This is a genomic window from Cohnella fermenti (assembly GCF_004801405.1).
Classification (GTDB): domain Bacteria; phylum Bacillota; class Bacilli; order Paenibacillales; family Paenibacillaceae; genus Cohnella; species Cohnella fermenti.
Genome location: NZ_SSOB01000007.1, coordinates 196,296 through 213,245, shown reverse-complemented (window position 1 = coordinate 213,245; position 16,950 = coordinate 196,296). Strand labels below are relative to the sequence as shown.

The window sequence follows — 16,950 nt, the reverse complement described above, 5'->3', positions numbered from 1 at the left end:
ATATGGCAGGCAAAATTTCACCCTCCATGATGTGCGTTGATTTTCGCCGGTTGGAGGAGAGCGTGAGAGCCATGGAGCAGGCCGGCGTGGAATATCTCCACTTCGACATTATGGACGGCCACTTCGTTCCGAACTTTACGCTCGGACCCGACTTTATCTCCTGCGTCCGGGAGATGACGAATATCCCGTTCGATTATCATCTGATGGTCGAGCGCCCGGAGCTATTGTTATCCGTATTCGATATCCGCAAGGGGGACATCGTCACCGTCCATCAGGAAGCCTCGATTCACCTGCAGAGGACGCTGCAGCAGATCCGGGATATGGGGGCCAGGCCTTCCGTCGCTTTGAATCCCGCCACTCCCGTCTATGCCCTGGACGAGGTGATGGACGACCTGGAGCTTGTCCTTATCATGACGGTTAATCCGGGCTTCGCCGGACAGAAGCTCGTTCCCTCGACCATCCGCAAGATCGCCGGGCTGAAGGAGAGGCTTCGCGCAGGCGGGCATTCCCATGTCGAGATCGAGGTTGACGGCAACGTCAGTTGGGACAATGCGGCCAAGATGAGACATGCGGGCGCGGATATATTTGTGGCGGGCACCTCAAGCGTATTCCGCAAGGACGAGGATATTCAAGCGCTGCTCGCTAAATTCAGAAGCTGTATTGCTTAACCTCCCGGGAGAAAGGAAGCAACGACATGACAGACAGAGCTTACCGTCTATTCGAAGAACGGCAGCAGGCAAGAGGAATCGACTTGGACGACGTCAAGGCGAAGCTGAAGTCGCTTAAGATCGAGCTGCCCTCATGGGGGTTCGGCGATTCCGGCACCCGCTTCAAGGTATTCAAGAACAAAGGGGCGGCGCGAACGCCGTACGAGAAGCTTCAGGATGCCGCCGAAGTGCATCGGGTCACCGGACTGTGCCCGGCCGTCGCCATTCATATCCCTTGGGACAGAGCGGACAGCTACGCCGATCTGCGTCGCCATGCGGAGGCGTCGGGCATATCGATTGGCGCGATCAACCCCAATCTGTTCCAGGACGAGGCTTATATGCTGGGAAGCGTGACGAACGCCGATGCCGCGGTCCGCAAAGCGGCGACGAATCATCTGCTGGAATGCGTCGATATCGCCAAGGCGACGGGCTCGCGGGACATGAGCCTGTGGTTCGCCGACGGCACCAATTATCCAGGCCAAGGGGATCTTCGCGCCCGTAAGGCCTGGATGCTGGAGGCGCTGACGGAGGTGTATCGCGCGATGACGCCGGAGATGCGGATGCTGATCGAATATAAGTTCTTCGAGCCGGCGTTCTATCACACGGATCTGGCCGATTGGGGAATGGCGTTTAACCTGGCGAACAAGCTGGGACCGCAAGCCCACGTGCTTGTCGACACCGGACATCATGCGCAGGGGACCAACGTGGAGCACATCGTCGCGTATTTAATCGACGAATGCCGACTGGGCGGCTTCCACTTTAACAGCCGGAAATATGCGGATGACGATTTGATTGTCGGATCGGCCAACCCCTACGAGCTGTTCCTTATTTTCTATCAAATCGTCAGCGCCTCCCAAGACCCCGACAGCGCTATTCGCAGCACGGCGGACAACATTGCCTACATGATCGACCAATCGCATAACATCGAACCGAAGATCGAGGCCGCCATCCGATCCGTGCTGAACGTTCAAACGCAATATGCGAAGGCGCTGCTGATCGATTTGACGGAAGTGAGCGACGCGCAGCGTCGTCAGGACGTGCTCGGAGCCGAAGCCGCGGTACGAGGAGCATTCGAGTTCGATGTCTCCCCCCCTTCTCGAAGCGGTAAGAGAAGAACAAGGACTCGCTCCCGATCCTATGCAGGCTTACAAGAGCGGTCGTTACGCGAGGCTCGTCGAACAACGGGGATAAGGTGCTTGCTGCATCGTTCCACATCAACGGCGATTGCTATATAATACATCTAATACATAAATGTATTATGAAGGAGTCGCAGGATGAGTGAGAAGCTGAAGAAGGGGCCGGTCGTTCTTTACGAGCAGATGAGGGTTAAAATACTGGAGCTGATTCGGGAACGCGGGCTTAAGCCTCACGATCCCGTTCCTTCGGAGACCGAGCTGGCTCAGATGTACGGCGTAAGCAGCCGGACAAGCAAGGAAGCGTTGCTGCAATTGGCACGCGAAGGAATTGTGTACCGTATGCCCAGAAGGGGAACCTTCCTGTCCAAGCTGCCGGAGGACGCCGCGCCGGGGGATGTCCGCAGCAGGCTGAAGATCAAGAGCAGACAGGCGGCTGGCGTTCTGCTGCCGAATATGGATGAGTATGTAGGCCGCGTGCTTCAGTCGCTGACAGAACAATTGCTTGCTTGCGGCTTCGAGCCGCTTGTTCGTTTTACTTCGGGTTTGTCGGAAAAGGAGGATGAGCTCGCGCGCGAACTGGTGGAGGAATACGGGGTGTCGGGGCTTATCGTATACCCTGGGCATCACGATAAATTAAGCGATCTGCTCCTTCAGCTTCATGCGAAGCAATTCCCCGTCGTCATTGTCGATCGGGCTTTCCGGGAGATCGGCATCCCCAGCGTTTATCACGACCATCTGAATGGCGCCGCCGAGTTGACCGCTTATTTAATCTCGCGCGGGCACCGCCGAATCGGGTTCGTCACCGAGGCCTTCGGCGGCGTCATGAGCAGAGAAGATCGGTTTAACGGCTACACGCAGGCATTCCTGAACGATTCGTTGAATTTGGATTTAAGCCTGGTGTTTACCATGGAGACGCCGAACCGTTCCGCTTGGGACACGGCGTCTCCGCTGGATCGTTATATTGCGGCCAATAGGGATATGACGGCTATCGTCTGCTCGAACGACTACGTTGCCTTGGCTGTCATGCAGTCCGCTCACCGGTTGGGCATCGCCGTTCCGGACGAGCTGTCGGTTGCCGGATTTACCGACTTCACCTTCGCCGAGCTGCTGCCCGTCCCTCTGACTACCGTCGAGAAGACGGCGGCGGAGCTCGGCGTTGCCGCCGCGCGGATGCTGTCCGAACTGGTCGGCGATCCGGCGGCTCGCCGTTCCTCGCTTGTCATTGCCACCCGGTTGAAGGAACGCCAAAGCGTCAGGCCGCTGCCTGTGCCGAATGAATCGATGTAACAAGACAATCCCCATACGACAGCAGGCCATGATCTCGCCTGCCTGCCGTATGGGGATTGCTGCGTGCGGCCGGTTAACGGCCGTTCCTTACCCGCTTACTTGCCGGTTCCCTTGAACACTTGTTTGACCGCTTCCAGATAACCGTAGCCATACAGGTCATCCGGCTGCAGATAGCTTGTCTCCGTCCACTCGTTCCAACTGTTCACCGTTACGAGAGGCGGCAACTCCGGATGGGCATCGAGGAAGCTGCGCGCCAGTTCAAACCCTTTCCGCACGTTATCGGGAGTATTGTTCCTGACGACGCCCGGGCGGAATGCCTCATATCTCGGATTGTTGTCCCAGCCGAGCGAGATATGCGGGAAATAAGGGATATCGTAATGCTCGTCAATTCGTTCCCACTCCTTGACGACATCCGCCATAATCTCGTTGTAATCCCGGTCGATATCGGTAAAATGAACAAACTGGTAATGCGTGAGACTGTCGAAGCCAAGCGGGCTTACCAGCTCAAGCGTTGTCGCCGTCTTGTCGCCGTCCACCCCGCTAAGGTCGAAGCTGCGTTCGTTCCACATCGTCAACTGAAGATGCAAGCCGGGCAAGCCCGCTTCGACGGCCCGATTACGGAACCAGTCGAACGCTTCCCGCGTCTGCTCCACGCCGCCCAAGCCGCGGAGCAGGTTCGCGAGATCATAGATCATAAAGACCGGCTTGCCGTCAATCGTATAATAGGTCGGATGCTTGAAGTAGCTTGCGATCAGCCTGTCTGCGATCCGTTCGAATTCCGCACGATCGACGGCGGCATCCCAGATGATGTTGCCTTCCTGATGGGACAAGCGAATGTCCCACAGATGATTGACATTATGATTGGCCCACATCAAATAAAATTTGACCTTATCGTTGTTGCGAGCCTTCAAATATCCGTCGTTCAGGCAGTTCTCCAGGAACGGACGTTTGTCGTACCAGTACCAGTCATAGATGAACACATTGACGCCGTGATCGGCGGCCGCTTCGATCTGCATCTCCATGATGTAGGGGTCGGCCTCGTTCACGTAGCCCCAGAGCGGCTTGCGGGGCCAGTTATGCTCCGGATACTTCCGGGCGGCTCGCTTAACCGTCTGCCATTCTCCCATCCCTTCCGGCCAGAACATGAGCGTGCGCTGCTCGTCCCCGGTATAGGCGGGCCAGATATAGGCGGCGACATCATACGATTTGTTGCTCATTTCCTGTTCTCTCCCTTTGAACAATATGGCTTAGCCATTGCCTTGTTGATCGGCCGCTTCAGGTCAGCGGGTGTAACCGGAAGTGCGGGCCATGTAAATGATCAGGTTCGCCAACGCCTTGGCCGCTTCTTCGCGCGTGACGACGTCGTTCGGCGCGAAGCTCAGGCCGTACTGCCCCGATGCGGGCTTGCCCGTAAGCAGTCCCGCTTGTTGGACCCATTCGGAAGCCGCCAGCGCGTAGCCGGGAATGGCCGCGACGTCCGCGAACGGCTCGCGCTCGCTCGCTTCGGGCCGGGCTGCCGAATAAGCGGTCATGAAGCGGGTCAGCATGACGGCCATCTCCGCTCGGGTCATCCCGGCTTCCGGCATAAAGGCGCCTTGCGGCGAGCCGTTGACGATGCCGCCTGCCGCCGCCCAGGCGACGGCATCCGCATAATACTTAAGCGGCGAGACGTCGGCGAACGGCGCGGCCGCTCCGGGTGCCGCCTGATCCGCACCGGCGATGCGCGCCAAGGTCAGCACGAAGTCGGCGCGGCCGACAGGCTGCTTGCCGGCGAATTGGCCTTGGCCGACGCCATTCACGATGTTCCGCGCTGCCAGATAGACGATCTCGCTCCGGGCGAAGCTTGAGCCGATGTCGAGCAATCCGACCGGTCGGTAAGCGATGCCGTACGTCGAGAAGCGGGTGATGTTGAACGTCACCGTGCCGTCGGCCGCATCGAATCGGCTGTTGTACAGCAGACTCGGCTCGCCGTCCTCCGGCATGTCATATGCGAGCACCGCCTGGTCGGCTTCGCCCGGCATTCCCGCATACGGGAGCGCGACCTGCACGACGCCGCCGGCAAAGCCCGTTACAGGACCGGCCGCGCCGGCTATCGTCAGCTCGAATGCCGGATGGTTCGCCGTGATCAGCGGAGCGAATCGGCCTGCCGCCTCATCCGCCCGCCGGTCTCCGGAAGCGTCGCCGTGCCGCGATATCGCAATCGTTATGTCGCCCTGCGCCCCGGCTGCGATGGCGGCAATCGCCCGGCTGTCGAACGTGAGCGTACCGATGCCGGTATCCACTTGGACCGCGGCGATGACGCGGCCGGCGATCTGCCCGAAGGCGCCGGCTGGGAATAGGATGCTGCTCCGGTCGGCGTCCCGGGACGCGTCGGAGACGAAGTGCAGCACGATCGACTGCCCGTCGTTCGCGGCCTCGGCCGCTTCAAGCGCCGCCTTCATCTGCTCCCCGCTCAGCGCCGCCGTATAAACGCCGGAGCCGTCGTTGTGCGCGGCGACTGCGGAGCGCACAACGGAGGAGCCGCCGCTATGCGAGACAGTCGGTTTCTCCGCGGCAGGGGGCGGCGTTGTCGCCGTCGGCGAAGCAGGCGGGTCTACCGGGTCTACCGGATCTACCGGGTCTACTGGGTCTACCGGGTCTACGGGATCTACCGGGTCGTCCGAAGGGAGGACCAGCCGCAGGTTGTTGTAAGACGCCGCATCGGCGATCTTGTTCGCTCCGTAGCCGAAGTCGGCGATCAGATCAAGCCTGCTGCCGTCGGACGCATAGCTTCCGATCAACACGCCGAAGCCGAGCGTCGTTCCTTCCGCCGCCGCGATGCTCTCGCCGCGTTTGCCGAGCGCCTGCCACGGGATGTACACTTCCAGCGTATAGCCGTCCTCATTCAGCTTGCCTGCCGTGCGAACGCCGGCAGCGGCGTTCATCCCGCCCCACTGCCAATGCTCGTACCAGGCTGACGGCCCCGTTTGGTCCGGACCGGTCGCCGGCACGACATCGAAGATATAAGCATCCGCATTGCCGACATGCTTGGCATTCAGCGGGTCGAACAGAAGCTGCACGACATCGTTGTTGTTCAACGGCTGACCGGCCGTCATCGGATTGTAGAAGCCGTTGTCCTTCACCTCGGCCCCGATATACAGACCGCCTTCATCCCACAAGTATTTGAACTGGCCGGATGAGCCGGACGTCGGCAGATTAAATATCGAAGTGCCGCTTCCCCGTTCGATCGTATTGGCGTAATCAAGGGCGCTCCACGAAGCCGATTGCCAGACGGACTCGTCCAGCGCGCCGTCCAGCTCCGGTGCGGTTGCCGTCTTGACCGCCAGTCGATCCACAGCCTGCGGCGCCTTCGCCTTGCCGAAGAACAGCCCGTTCAGAACGGCGCCTTGGCCGTTGAGGTCCTGAATGTGCAGCTTCATCGGCCCGCCGAACACCTTGAAGCTCACATATATACCGCCCGAGAAGGAGCTGATCTCCTTCTCGCCCATGGCGTTGCCGAGCGCATCCTCCAGCCAGATCCGCTGGTCGCGTCCGGCCGAATCCCAATCGACCATATATAAAGCCAATTGATGCGGCGCGTCGTCTGTTACGTTGATGTCGAACGTCAACGTGCCGTTAGGCGCCGAGGACAGCGCGGCGGCTGTTCGGGTATCGTCTGCCAGCTTGGCCAGCGCCCGCGAATCGGTCGTCGGCGTCTCCCAGATCAGCTCATAATCGCCGGCAGCGACCTGAACGTCGGCATAATCCGGCTGCTGAACGGACGATTCGCCCATTATCCAGCTTCCGTCATAGCCGTACCGGTTCATCCAGGAGCCGCCCGTGAAGTCGTCGGTATCGGTGACCACCGCCGCAGCCCGCGACGGCAAGTAGGTCACATCCTCGATGTCGAATCCTTCGATCGAGCTGTTCGCTACGAGATGGGGCTGATGCGTTCCGCTGTTGTCGATCGTAACCCGGCGCACGGAACCGCTGCCGTTCCCGCTGGCGCCATAGAAGTGAATGCCCGCGTAGTTGGACGTCTTGCCCGGATTCCGTCCAAAGTTGGAGATCGTCACATTCTCGATGACGGCATTCTCGGTCGAGCCGACTCCGTTGTTGTCGAACACCATAATGCCTGCCCCGTCGGTTCCGTTAATGGTGGCGTTCTTGTACACGATGTCCCTGGCGTTGACGCCGCCTTCGAAGTCGAACCCGGCTCCGTCGAACTGCTGGGCCCCGCGATACGCGTCGACCACATCGCAGCCGTCCAGGGTGACGTTCTCGCTGGTTGCGACGACGAATGCCGCCGCGCCGTAAGGATTGACGCCGAAGCCGGTGTTCTCCGCATCGGCGTCCGTAATGGTCGCATTCCTGAAGAACAGGAACGAGTATCCCCATTGGCTGGCATTGGCGACACGCAAGTTGTCCATCTCGATATCGGAGAAATACGCAGAGCCGCCGGTCGTAAATCCGGTATTGGGGTCGGTTCGCGAGTATGGCGCGCCCGTCCACCAGCCGGAATTGACATTGTCCATGACAATATCCTTCACGGTAATTCCCTTCAAGACAACCGGCTCCGTGCCATACGGCGCCCATCCGTTCAAGCTGATGCCGCTCGAGATGTGGTTGTACCTGGTCGGAATCGAATTGTACGTATCGTCCATATCGTGAATGTACATATTGTCGATCCACAGGTACTCGCGCTCTACGCTGTCGGTATAGTCGAAGTGAACGCCATCCTTCGCTTTTTGCAGCTCCAGCCCCGATATTTTCCAACCGGAGACATTAACGCCATAGATCGCATTGCTGTCCGTCAGCTCCGGCGAGATAACCGGCTTGTCGCCCTCCCCGTAAGAGGAGATCGTAATCGGATGGGCCGCCGTGCCGCTGCCGTTCAGCGTAAGCGCCTCGCCGTGCCAGATGTCGCCGGCCTTCAGCAGGATGCTGTCGCCGGGGTAGAAGGGCGTCGCCGACACCTGCGCAAGCGAGCGCCACGGGCTATGCGCCGTCAGACCGTCGTTCCGATCGTCTCCTTCGGACTCGCTGACATAATAGGTCTGCCCGGCGACCGCGATCGCATACCATAACACGTTCTTGCCGTTCTCCGACGTGACGCGCAGCTTCATGCCGCTGGCTACCGTGCCGCTCGCCACTTCGGATTGGCCGCTCCGGTCGGTCACTTGCAGCGTTGCGCCGCGCGCGCCGACAAGCTTCGCCTTGAAGTCCGCAACGGACAGGTTAGGCGTTACCTGGCTGATCGTCCTGTCCGCAGCGTTCACCGCAAATTCGGCTGAAGACACCGACGCGGCCGACGAGAGCACGGCATAGACCCGGAACGAGCGGCTGGTCGCCCAGTTGCCCTCTCCGCCGAGCACGACGAGCCGGACGTATCTCGCGCTATTCGTAATGTCATAGCTGTACGGCCCCCTCCGCGTCGCGTTGTCGGACTCGTCGACCAGCACGCTCCAGTCGTCCCCGTCGACCGAACCTTCGATGCGGAAGCGCCAGGAATCGTCATTCTGGAATTGCTGGCTTACGCTGCCGAGCCGATACACTTGGCCGAGATCGACCTCAAGCTGCTGGGGGAAGCTGCCCGAGGAGGCGACCCAGCCTGCGTCATCATCGCCGGATACCGCATTCTCCGGTCCGAAGCCGTCGCTAAAGCTTGTTGCCGTCGCCGGCTTGCCCTGCGACACTAGCGTCGGCACAACGCTCAGCGTATACGGTGCGTTATGGACGCCGTTCTCGGCGGTGACGACAGCAATCATGCCGTCCTCCACGAACCCTTCCGTCGCGGCCGTCGTCCCGTCGGCTTCGTAGACTCGCACCGCAGCGCCCGGCGCGGCAACGATGCCGGACAGCAGGTCGTCGATCGTCGTGCCGCTCTCGATGCCGCCGATCGTCAGCGATTGGGCATCGATCGCATAGCGCTCCGAGCTGATTGTCGTATCGTCGCTGACGACCGCGTATACGTTCAGCGCCTTGCTGGTCGCCCAGTTGCCGTCGCCGCCGAGCACCGTGAGCTTGACATAGCGGGCTTCGCCGGAAGCATCGGCGACATACGGACCGCGCTGTGCCGTATTGTCCGAATAATCCGCCAGCGTGAACCATTGCTCCCCGTCCAGGGAGCCTTCGATGCGGAATTTCCAAATATCGTCGTTCAGGAATTGCTGCTCGACACCGCTAAGAGCATAGCTCTTGCCGAGATCCACCTGCAGCCATTGCGGGAAGCTCCCGCTGCTGGCCACCCAGGATGTCGCCGCATTGCCGTCGACAGCTTTGCCGCCTTCGTATCCGCTGTTCTCGCTCGACGCGGTCACGGGCTTGTCTCTGGATACGACGGTCTGGATCGTCGACGATTCGACCGGGTTTACTCCGTTGATGCCCGTCAACGTGAATGCGATCTGCAGCACCTGGTTGGCGACATTGTCGGACAGAGACAGGTAAGCGCGATCGTCGGCGAACGAAGCCGCCGTAATCGCGGCATAATCGCCGACGATTTCCTGATCGTTGACATAAATTTTGTAAGCGCTATCGATTCTCTTCATCGCAACGCGCAAGCTTGCGCCGTCCGCGACATCGGCGGCCACCGTCTGATCCGCGGCGATATGCCAGTTGCCGCCGGTATTGGCGACGACATTGATGCGCAGCGATTCCGGGGACAGGAAGTAAGCGAAGACGGCGAGACCGTCCCATTCCGCTCTGTTGCCGTAGCTGAGCGGCAGACTGCGATTCATGAAGCCGACGCCAATCTGCGCCTCGGCGGCAATCGGCTTGCCGTTATAGGCGCCGTCGACATACCCCGGCAGTTGATCGAGCCGAAGATCCACGGTCAGATCGTCGCTGGCGTAGGGCTGCGTGCTGTATACCGCCGTTCCGTCCGTCGGTCCGGAGAAGCGATATCCTTCCGCCGCGGCCGTTATCGTTAACGGCGAATTTGTCGTTCCTCCCGGAAGCGCAAGCCAGCTTCCCGTTCCCGGCTCTTGGGCCTTCGCGAGGGGAGCCGGAAGCAATCCCGAGAACATCAAGGAGAAGACGCAACAGATGAGCGCGATTTTTCTCAAGGGGATACCTCCTCGTATAGTCGAGCAGTCGGGTCTTGCCGTCACCCTTTGACCGAAGCGACGACAAGCCCTTTCAACAGACGATTCTGCGTAAGCAGGAAGAAGACGATCATCGGAAGCGCGGACATGAAGCACAGCGCGTACACGGGGCCCCAGTCCACCGTGTTGTTCGTTCCCATGAACTTGTAGACCGTCATCATGAGCGGGCTGACCTCGCCCGAATTCAAATAAATCAGCGGACCGGTAAAGTCGTTCCAGTACCAGTAGATCGTCGTCACCACAATCGTTGCGGCGGCCGGTCTGAGCAGAGGCAGGATGATGCGCGCGAAGATCCCCGCCCGGCTGCAGCCGTCAATCGCCGCGGCCTCCTCCAGCGCTTCCGGAATCGTTCTCGTGAACGCTGCGAACAGCAGAGTGGCAAACGCGCAGCCGCCGGCAACGTAGACGAGAATGAGGAACGGAGCCGTATTGATCATGCCCGTCGCGACTCCGATCTTGTAGATCGGCAGCATGCTGGTCTGGATCGGCACGATCTGGCCGGCCGCGAAGAGCAAATACAGCGAGCTGATCCATCGGTTTCTCGTCCTGCTGATGATGTATCCGGCCATGGAGGAGAACAAGACGATGATCAGCAGCGTAAAGAGGCAGATCAAGATCGTATAGCCGAGCGACGGGATAAAATCGGACGTGGCGAACATGCGCGAATAGTTGTCCCAATACAGCAGATTCGGCATATGGAACGTGTCGTAGATGTGGTCCTTATCCTTGAACGTATTCAGGAAGAACAACAGGAACGGCGCCAGGAACAGGAGAGCCAACAGCATGACGGCGGCTTGCGCGATTCTCATCCCCATCTACAGCTGCACCTCTCTTCCGCGAGTCGCCTTGATCTGCAAGAGAGAGATGAAGCCCACCAGCACGAACAGAACGATGCCGCCCGCCGAAGCGTAACCGTAGTTGCTGTAGCTGAACGCCTGCTTGTAGATGAGCATCGCCAGCGTCGTCGAAGCATCGCCCGGCCCGCCGTTGGTCATTAGAAAAGGCAGATCGAATATTTTGAGCGATGTCGTTAAGCCGAGAAAAGTGACGATCGTGACCGACGACATGAGCAACGGGAAAGTGACGTATCGGAACTTGGCGAACGCTCCGGCACCGTCCAGGTCGGCCGCTTCGTACAGGTCGGCGGGGATGGAGCCCAGTCCGGCGAGAAACACGATGACGCCGAACCCTACCCCGCTCCACACCATAATGATGATGAGCGCGGCCATCACCGTATCGAAGTTGCCGAGCCACTCCCGCGTCCAGGATTCCAGGCCGAGACGGATCAGAATCTCGTTGATCGGGCCGTAATAATGATAGATGGAGCTCCAGACGACAGCCATCGTCACGAAGCTCACGACGCCCGGCAGGTAGAAGACGGTGCGAAGCACCGCCTTCGATCGGCCGGCTCGGTTCAAGGCAAGCGCCAGCAGCAAGCTTAAGACGTTGCTAATCAGCAACCCCGCAAGCGTGAAGACGATCGTGTTCGACAGCGCGGCGACGAAGCTGGCTTCCCGGAACAATCGGCCGAAGTTGTCAAATCCGATAAAAACGGGGCTCGTGAAGCCATTCCAGCGGGTCATCGAATAGTAGAGCGAGCTGACAAAGGGCCAGACCACGAAGATCAGGAACGGGATCAGAGCAGGCGCGACGAACAGCCACTCGACCAACCCGTTTTTCTTTCCAGCGTACATGATGAGTACCTTCCTTTGCCGTTCGGTTATTGCCCCGGCGGAGGCAGAAGAGACTTGTCCTGCGCGTATGCCTGATCCGCTTCGTCGAGCCAGGCCGGATCGAACGTTTTGCCGGCCATGATTTTGGTGAACAGCTTGCCGTATACGTCATAGACGGAGGCAGGCACATATTGTCCGCCAAGCAGGGAATCCGTCTCCGCCAGCGCCCGCTGGAAGTCGTGATTGCCGAGCTCTTTATACTCGATGTCGATGCCCTTGAGCGCAGGGAATACGCCGGCATCCTTATCACGTATGGTTTGCGCTTCGGCGTCGTGCATCGCCGCGACCAGATCCTTGGCCCGCTGCAAGTTCGGCGTCTTCGCGTTCACGCCCGTCAGCGTATCGCTGCCGACGCTCAGCACGGGCGCTCCGTCGTCGTTCGGCAGAGGGAAGAAGCCGGTCTCCATTCCGCCCTTATCCTGCATCTCGCTGTTGACGAGACCGGCAATGTAGGAGCCGTGAATAATCATGGCGGCCTTGCCGTCTTCGAACGCCTTGCGCTGCAGATCCCAGCCGTTGCTCATCGCGTCCGGCCCGAAATAACCGCGGTCGTAGAACAATTGCAGCTTGTCGAACGTCGCTTGCATCTCCGGTCCGTTCAGCTTCTTCGAACCGTTGTACACCTCTTCCTCGAATGTCGGACTGCTGTAATCGTTCATCGTGAACGTCTTGACCGTCATGCTCGACACCCAGGCGTCCTTGAAGCCGCCGGCGAACGGAGTGATGCCCATTCCTTTGAATTTGTCCGCGACCGCCAGCAGCTCGTCCCATGTCGCGGGAGGCGTTACGCCGTTGTCCTCGAACAGCTTGCGGTTATACCAGACGCCGTTCGTCGAGATATCGAACGGAATCGCATAGACCTTGTCCTGATAAGTGACCTCCGTCTTCATCGCGCCTTCGAGGCTCGACACAAGGGAGAGGTCGGACAGATCGGCCAGGAAGCCGGCCGTCGTGAACATCGGCAGGTGCGACGGCTGGAATTGGATGACGTCGGCTGCAGATGCGGATGCCAATTGCGCTTTGAGCAGATCGAAGTATTTATCCCCCGGCGTATTGTTGTATTTAATCGTGGCATTCAGGTATTTCTGCTTGTAGACGTTCTCGAACGCCTCCCGGTACGCCTTCACGATGCCGAGCGGCTCATCCGCCAGATTCCAACTGGATACGGTAATGGTGAACGCTTCCGAATCGGCCCCGTCGGCCGGCGCCGACTGCTCTCCTCCGGTATCGGACGCATTCGGCGAAGCTTGCTGAGATGCCGAAGAAGCGCTGCTCTCCGCACCCGATCCCGCTTTGTCGTTCGAGCCGCAGCCGGCTGCAGTTCCCAGCAAGAGCATGCTGGCGATAACGACCCCTAATTTCTTTCTCATCTGTTCATCTTCCTCCCCTGATCGAATGATGATCGAACCGCAAGCTGCAATGATCCTTGCTCTATCCATTGTAGAACGCGCTTTGGGGACGCGACAGAATCAAAAATTTGATATGAGGGGGGAATTTATTGACCCCGCACATTCGGTTTGACGCGTTCCGCCGTCCGTGATACCATGCATTAAAAACAAAGGCAGCGGGGTGTATCCGACTCCCATGATTTCCCGTCTTCTTAAGCAAAGGATCGCCTTTCGTTTGTTTATCGTCTACGTGCTCATCTCCCTCGTGCCGCTGTTCACCTACAGTCTGATCTCGTATCGCTTGTCCGCGAATACGATCCGGTCCGACTACGTGCAATACATGACCAACTTGACGTCGCAAATCTTGCGGAACATGGATGCCAATATGCTGATGCTGCAGAAGCAGTCGTCCGCATTTTTTCTGGTTCGCAATGATATCGCTTACATTCTGACGGCCAACGAGCTGGACGATATCGACCGTTATTTCGAAGTCAGGTCGAGGCTGGACCAATACTTCCTGTCCCACCTGCAGATCAATGCCAAGTTGAACGGCATTACGCTGATCGACGCCGAAGGGGAAATGAAATACGCCATTAACGCCCAATCGAAAAATTCGTTGATCATCTCCGTAAAAAACGAAGAATGGTTCCAAAAAACGCTGAAGCTGAACGGAACCCCGCTGTTTCGCGGCCCGCATATCAACGAGTTTATCTTCGGCGATCCACGGCCTAGCGTCATATCCGTATCCCAATCGATGGTCGACTATACGGCAGGCAAGCCGATCGGCGCTCTGGTCGTCGATCAGAACGCCGATCAGTTCTTTAACGATGCGGCCAACGTGCAACTGGAGCCGGAAGAGCAGATCGTCATCGTCAGCGAAACCGGCAATATCGTCTACACCAAGCAGGAGATGCCGGACTCCGCCAAGGCGCAATTGATGCTGGATATAAAGGAGAACGGCGACCTGTCGAGCATTCAATTCGGCGGACAACGCACGTTGATGATCGCAAGCGCGCCCTCTGCCTTCGGATTCCGAGTAATATCGCTGCTTCCCGAAGCCGAATTAAACAAAAAAAGCAGCTTTCTGCGCACCATTCCCTCCATTATGCTGCTCGTCGTAGCCGGCCTCGTGCTCGTCATTTCAATATTCGTCTCCTATCTGATCGTGAAGCCGCTGCGGCGGCTTATGAGCTCGTTCAAGAAGCTGGAGACCGGTAATTTCAGCGTGCGCGTTCCGGTTAACGGCAGCCACGAGCTCGCGCATATCAGTTCGGCCTTTAACCGGATGGTCGAAAATATCGAATCGTTGATTACGGAGAAGTACGAAGCCAACCTGCTGCGCCAGCAAGCCGAATTCGAAGCTCTGCAGAGCCAGATCAACCCGCACTTCCTGTACAATACGCTGTATTCCACGCGGAGCGTGATCGACAAGCGCGACTTCCGCGAAGCGGCCAACATGATCGACAGCCTGGCCGGCATCTTCAGATACAGCTTGAATCCGGGCGAACCCGTCGTTACCTTGCAGGACGAGCTGGATCATGCGCACCAATATTTGTACCTGCTCGAGACCCGGTTCCCCGGCAAGTTCCGCGCCCGCTTCGACATTGACGATAGTCTGCGGGAATGCGCCATGCTCCGCCTGACGCTGCAGCCGATACTGGAAAATGCGATCAAGCACGGACTGCACGATAAGACGGAAGGCGGAGAGATTCGCATAGCGGCGCAGTCGGACGGCGAACAGTGGCAGCTCTATGTGCACGACAACGGCTGCGGCATTCCCGCCGACAAGCTGAATTCGCTGCGAGCCGGCCTGCAGGAGCAAGCGGAAGCGGCACCGCAGGCCAATCGGCATATCGGCATCCGCAATGTCCATTATCGCATTCGCTATCATTTCGGCTCCGCCTACGGCGTTGCGATAAGCAGCCGGGTCCATGCCTATACGACCGTTATGATGAGCTTCCCGCTGCAGGGGTATCGAGAGGAGTCGTGTTCATGAATGTTCTGATCGTGGAGGACGAGCTGTTGATTCGCGGCTCGATCGCCGAGCTGCTGCGCCAAAGCGGCTTCGAGCGGGTGACGGAGGCCGAGGACGGCTTTAAAGCGGTGGAAGCGCTGCGGCGCGACAGATTCGATCTTGTACTGTCCGATATCAATATGCCCGGCATGAACGGCCTCGAGCTGCTGGCCTATATCCGCGAGCAGTTCGGCGATACGTTGTTTATCGTGCTGAGCGGGTACGACCTGTTCGAGTACGCGCAAAAAGCGGTTAAGCTCGGCGCCTTCGCCTATCTGCTGAAGCCGATCAAGGATGCCGACATCCAAGCCGTAATCGCGCAGGCGATGCAGGAGCTGGCCAAGAAGCGGGCGATGCACGAGCAGGAGGTTGCGATTCAGATCAAGCTGAAGCAAGGCACGCTGGCGCTCCGCAGACTGTTTATCGCGGAGTTGATGACGAAGAAGGCCGACGCCGCGCTCATCCGGGATCAAATCGCCCAATACGATTTCTCGCCGCCGCACAACGGCTTCGCATCCGTGCTCGTCGGAATGGAGGAGACGCACACAGCGGGGCAACGCTTGACCAGAAACGACAGCGAGCTTGTCCGGTATGCGGTTGAGAACATTTGCCTGGAGATGTTGGAGAACTCGGGATATGCCGTCTATCCGTTCCAAGTGGACGACGGACTCGGGCTGCTCGTGAACGGACTCTCGACGGAGGACAACCCCCTCTCGGCGAGACTCGTTCCGGACTTGTCCCGCATCCGGGCGCAAGCCTATTCGTATGTGAGGATTGGGCTATCGGCGGGAATCGGAGAGACGACGGAGAGCCTCGCCCGCCTCCCCCACTCCTTCGCGACCGCCAAGAGGGCATTCGCAAGGAAGCTTGTAAGCGGAGAAGGCGTATACGCCTATCGGCGCAGCGAGGCGGATCTGTCCGAGAAGCCCGAACTGGGCAGCGAAGCCGAGCAGCAGTTGACGGTCTGTCTGGACAGAAGCGGCGGCGACTCGGCCCACCGCTTCATCGACAGCCAATTCGCGTTTTTCTATACCGGCACGGATTACGATCTGAACGATATGAAGCAGTTCAACTATCGGCTGATCCTGCTTATCCAGAGAGCGCTCCGTCGAGTCGACCTCGATCCGGATCATGCGATCGGCGAGCAGTTCGCTCTGTACGCCGAAGTCGGCTCCTTGCGCCGACTGGACGACATCGTCGCATGGTTCCATCGGCTCATCGACCTCTCTCTCGCTGCATGGAACGACAAGCCGACGAATGCCACTCACAAGTTGATGGAGAAAGCGAGAGACTTCGTTAACGAAGAGTTCAGCCCCGACATGAGCCTTACACTGGCGGCGGAGCGGCTTGGCATCAGCCCGGAATATTTAAGCCGGGAATTCAAACGGGCGTTCGGCGAGAACTTCAGTAACTTCGTGCTGCGAGTCAAGCTGGAGAAGGCCAAGGGCTACTTGCGGAGCAGCACCTGCCGAATTCAGGAGGTCGCCCAATTGGTCGGCTTCAACGACGAGAAATATTTTGCGAAGACGTTCAAGATGAACACCGGGCTTACGCCCGGAGAGTTCCGTGCAAGCAAGCGGCAGCCGCAGTCTCCGACATGATA

9 protein-coding genes and 1 pseudogene are annotated in these 16,950 nt (G+C 58.9%); 5 read left to right on the top strand and 5 right to left on the bottom strand.

What is annotated here, in order from left to right:
- Nucleotides 1-2 precede the first annotated feature (2 nt).
- The 3 genes and pseudogenes from rpe to E6C55_RS07660 all read left to right on the top strand — a co-directional run bounded on the left by rpe (nt 3) and on the right by E6C55_RS07660 (nt 3,130).
- Nucleotides 3-668 (top strand): ribulose-phosphate 3-epimerase, encoded by a 666-nt coding sequence (rpe, locus tag E6C55_RS07670; RefSeq protein ID WP_136369188.1) that lies wholly within the window; start codon nt 3-5, stop codon nt 666-668.
- A 26-nt stretch (nt 669-694) separates the two neighbouring features.
- Nucleotides 695-1,898 (top strand): annotated as a pseudogene (rhaI, locus tag E6C55_RS07665) (L-rhamnose isomerase).
- Between the two features lie 83 nt (nt 1,899-1,981).
- The gene (locus E6C55_RS07660; RefSeq protein WP_136369187.1) at nt 1,982-3,130 is read left to right on the top strand and encodes a GntR family transcriptional regulator; all 1,149 of its coding nucleotides are present in this window, start codon (nt 1,982-1,984) and stop codon (nt 3,128-3,130) included.
- A 95-nt stretch (nt 3,131-3,225) separates the two neighbouring features.
- Here the strand turns inward: E6C55_RS07660 and E6C55_RS07655 are convergent, their stop codons facing one another.
- The 5 genes from E6C55_RS07655 to E6C55_RS07635 form a co-directional block, all read right to left on the bottom strand.
- The gene (locus E6C55_RS07655; protein WP_136369186.1) at nt 3,226-4,347 is read right to left on the bottom strand and encodes a glycosyltransferase WbsX family protein; all 1,122 of its coding nucleotides are present in this window, start codon (nt 4,345-4,347) and stop codon (nt 3,226-3,228) included.
- Between the two features lie 63 nt (nt 4,348-4,410).
- Nucleotides 4,411-10,173, bottom strand: coding sequence for a discoidin domain-containing protein (locus E6C55_RS07650; RefSeq protein ID WP_136369185.1), 5,763 nt, complete (start codon nt 10,171-10,173; stop codon nt 4,411-4,413).
- Between the two features lie 41 nt (nt 10,174-10,214).
- On the bottom strand, nt 10,215-11,027 hold the full coding sequence (locus tag E6C55_RS07645; protein WP_136369184.1) for a carbohydrate ABC transporter permease: 813 nt from the start codon (nt 11,025-11,027) through the stop codon (nt 10,215-10,217).
- The gene (locus E6C55_RS07640; protein WP_136369183.1) at nt 11,028-11,906 is read right to left on the bottom strand and encodes a carbohydrate ABC transporter permease; all 879 of its coding nucleotides are present in this window, start codon (nt 11,904-11,906) and stop codon (nt 11,028-11,030) included.
- Nucleotides 11,907-11,932: 26 nt separating this feature from the next.
- The gene (locus tag E6C55_RS07635; RefSeq protein WP_168735526.1) at nt 11,933-13,315 is read right to left on the bottom strand and encodes an ABC transporter substrate-binding protein; all 1,383 of its coding nucleotides are present in this window, start codon (nt 13,313-13,315) and stop codon (nt 11,933-11,935) included.
- 253 nt (nt 13,316-13,568) lie between these two features.
- Between E6C55_RS07635 and E6C55_RS07630 the strand changes: the two genes are divergently transcribed.
- Nucleotides 13,569-15,329: a cache domain-containing sensor histidine kinase gene (locus E6C55_RS07630; RefSeq protein ID WP_168735525.1), complete on the top strand. Its 1,761-nt coding sequence runs from the start codon at nt 13,569-13,571 to the stop codon at nt 15,327-15,329.
- Nucleotides 15,326-16,948 carry a response regulator gene (locus E6C55_RS07625; RefSeq protein WP_136369180.1) on the top strand — a complete coding sequence of 541 codons (1,623 nt, stop codon included), beginning with the start codon at nt 15,326-15,328 and terminating at the stop codon, nt 16,946-16,948. Before E6C55_RS07630 ends, E6C55_RS07625 begins: the two co-directional genes overlap by 4 nt.
- The last annotated feature ends 2 nt before the right edge of the window (nt 16,949-16,950 follow it).